We start from the raw sequence: 2,907 nt of genomic DNA, 5'->3' as shown, positions 1-2,907 counted from the left end.
CAAAGGCCTACAGGTCTCCGACGATGAGTTTCAAGCGCTCAATATCAAACCCGGTAAGTTTCATGGCGATTGGAACTATACGCTTCTTCCTCGCTCTTAATCGGTAACTTAATTCTTGCCCATGCCTTAGGCGACGAGCACGCTGCCCATCTGATTGGCACCCTCCTGGTAGGCAAGCATACTGGCTTTGCAACCCTCAAGCAGATGTTTGGTGACGGTTGGAAACAAGAACTGGACGATTTGTACATCGGGCAAAGCTATTACTTTGCCTTACTCTTTTCTGCCCGTATTGAAGACGCCCAGGTTTTTGCCGAGAAGCTCACCCATCGGTACTCTGAGATTCCGGCAGCGCGGCGTTTCTGGCAAGAGCGTCTGGCAGATGCGTTGGTCTTGGCCGGAAGAATTGCTGAAGCTCGTCATCTCTATACGAGCATCCTTCAGCAGTGTCCTGCATGTTCTACAACACAGCAACGACTCCATGCGTTAAACGAGGAGTAAGAAAGGTCATCCATGAAACACATACTTCGCATTCTCCTTTTAATTACGATTGTGAATGTCTCTGCTGCACCGGCAATGACGATTGACGAAGCGTACCAAGCGATCCCCCACAAGCGCACGGCGTACGATGCCCAGCGTAGTACCCTCAATACTGAAGAACGGGAGTTCCTGGCGAAACTTTTTACGCTGTCAGACCAGGCGTTGATTGAACGGGTCGAGGCACTCACTGCATGGCGGAAAGGAGAACGGCAACAGCTCGAACACTATGATGCGCAAGTGTCGCGTATTCTGGCCACCCTCCGTGCGTTGACTGGACCGGCCTCAGCTCATGGACTCGTGGCGACTCTCAGTCAGGCAATCGAGCATCAACGTGCCTTTTTCCGCACTGCGTTGACTTCGCTGCCACAAGAGGTGCAACTCGGGAGAGATCCGAACGTCCTGACCGCCAGCCGTGAACTGCGGCGTCTCTATACTGACCTGATGACACGCTACAGCGGCGAACATGCGCATAACCGAGACGCATTTTACCAACACTTGTGCGCACTGGATTTTCTCTAAACAGGGAATTTTTCGTATTCCATCCTTGACTTCGCCCTCTCAGTGCTCAATAGTCGCCGAAGGCAAATACACTTTGAGGGGGTATCGCTATGAAGCTATACAATCTGGCATTGAGCAACTTTGCGGCCAAGAGTCGTATTGCCATCTATGAAAAAGGATTAAACGTCGAGCTTGTCGATGTACCAGGTGGCTTAGGCTCAGCAGATTACAAGAAAGTGAATCCGCTGGGAAAAGTGCCCGCGCTGCTGCTCGATAACGGTCAGCTCATCGCAGAGTCGGAACTCATTAACGAATACCTGGAGGAAAAATTCCCCGAGAAGCCGCTCTTACCGAAAGATGCTGAAGGCCGTGCGAAAGTTCGTGCCTTCACTCGTTTCCATGATCTCTACCTTGAGCCACCGATGCGGGCCACGTTCCCGAAGCTGTTCGGACAACAGCTTGATGATAAGTTCGTGCAAGAAAAAATTGCCGAAGTGAACAATCGCCTGGATCAGCTCGAAGGGATGATCGGGAGCCCCTGCGCCGCTGGAAGTTCGTTTACTCTTGCTGACTGCGCATTGGCGCCGACGATGTTCTTCTTAACGACATTCTTGCCACAGTTTGGGTCGAAGCTGCCAACTGAAGGTCGGCCAAAGATTGCGGCATGGTGGACCGCGGTGCAAGCGCACCCATCAGCCAAGAAAGCCCTTGATGAGCAACGGGCCGCGTTGGCTGCGATGATGAAGAAGTAGCCATTAGTGTCTGCTGAACGAGGGGCGTAGATGATACGCCCCTTTTTTATTGCGTTCATGGAGTGAGGTGCCTACGGTGAGATTCTACTTCGTTGCTGTAGGCACTGTGCTGCTTGGAGTCTCGATATATCTCTTTATTCGTCGGCTGGCTGCGTTGCTCTTCGGCGTGTCAACTGTTGGACGAATTGAGGGCCATGCTGCTCACACCTTAGATGATAGTATCGCGTATCATCCAATTGTGACATTCATCGATGAAAGCGATCGCAGTCACCGCTTCCGATCTACAGCAGGAGCTTCAAGTCGATCCCCTGCAGTAGGTGCGGACGTGCGTGTGCGTTATTTGCCCTCGAACCCTGAGATCGTCTACGTTGAGTCCTTCTTGCATATGTGGGCAGCGCCACTTGGTTGTGCTGTTCTTGGGTTGGCTGCGTTAGCGGTACTGTGGGGTGACTAGGTCTGCTACCAGGTTCCACAGCATGCTTCAATAGCTCGATGACTCAATCGCTCAATTCTTCAAGCAGTGCCTTGGCCTCTTGCAAATCCTTGGTATCAAAGCCTTCGGTGAACCAGGCGTACAGCGTGGATAACATTTTGTGTGTTTGAGCAAGTTTGTCGCGTGCGACGTGGTGCGTGGTGTATGTTGCATGAGCAACGGCGTGTTGTCGTAGGCGTACTAGACTCATGATGGCGCGCAATTCAAGGGACTTGGCTTGCTGTTGCTGGGCAATGGCGATGGCTTTGAGAAAACATTCCTCCGCCTTCTGTACCCTTTTAGGGGTAGGCTTTTAGGCTGAGAAAAGACGAGACGTCATTCCCGCGAATGCGGGAATCCAGGGGGAATACGCAATCGTTCAGGGGTGAAGCTCCTGGATGCCCGCCTGCGCGGGCATGACGAACACGCGGCTCCTCACGAGGGGAAATCTGCGCCAATTGAGGCTTGGATAAAAAACCTACCCTTATGAGCCTCCTGGACCCCCTCCGCCCCACTTGGGGCATCCCTGTAAAGGTCGGTTGACTACCGTCGCATCGCCAGAATCCGCGCAGTCGATACGTGCGTTTGTTTTTTGCCACTCAGTTTGTGAGGTACTGGCTTCTTCGGCCCGCGTTTGGACTTGGTGTA

5 protein-coding genes are annotated in these 2,907 nt (G+C 52.7%); 4 read left to right on the top strand and 1 reads right to left on the bottom strand.

From position 1 onward, the window contains the following. Positions 1-69 precede the first annotated feature (69 nt). The 4 genes from FJ147_28145 (at position 70) to FJ147_28130 (ending at position 2,241) form a co-directional block, all read left to right on the top strand. Complete coding sequence (locus FJ147_28145; protein ID MBM4259755.1) at positions 70-498, top strand: hypothetical protein; 429 nt, start codon at positions 70-72, stop codon at positions 496-498. Between the two features lie 12 nt (positions 499-510). Beyond that, positions 511-1,056, top strand: coding sequence for a hypothetical protein (locus tag FJ147_28140; protein MBM4259754.1), 546 nt, complete (start codon positions 511-513; stop codon positions 1,054-1,056). Between the two features lie 89 nt (positions 1,057-1,145). Further along, the gene (locus FJ147_28135) at positions 1,146-1,787 is read left to right on the top strand and encodes a glutathione S-transferase family protein (GenBank protein ID MBM4259753.1); all 642 of its coding nucleotides are present in this window, start codon (positions 1,146-1,148) and stop codon (positions 1,785-1,787) included. A gap of 49 nt (positions 1,788-1,836) precedes the next feature. Then, positions 1,837-2,241 carry a DUF3592 domain-containing protein gene (locus tag FJ147_28130; protein MBM4259752.1) on the top strand — a complete coding sequence of 135 codons (405 nt, stop codon included), beginning with the start codon at positions 1,837-1,839 and terminating at the stop codon, positions 2,239-2,241. Between the two features lie 43 nt (positions 2,242-2,284). Here the strand turns inward: FJ147_28130 and FJ147_28125 are convergent, their stop codons facing one another. Beyond that, positions 2,285-2,470, bottom strand: coding sequence for a hypothetical protein (locus tag FJ147_28125; GenBank protein MBM4259751.1), 186 nt, complete (start codon positions 2,468-2,470; stop codon positions 2,285-2,287). Positions 2,471-2,907 lie beyond the last annotated feature (437 nt).

The sequence above is a fragment of the Deltaproteobacteria bacterium genome (assembly GCA_016874775.1).
Classification (GTDB): Bacteria; Desulfobacterota; Binatia; order Bin18; family Bin18; genus VGTJ01.
Note: the sequence above shows the minus strand (reverse complement) of the source record. Positions and strands in the feature narration are given on the sequence as shown.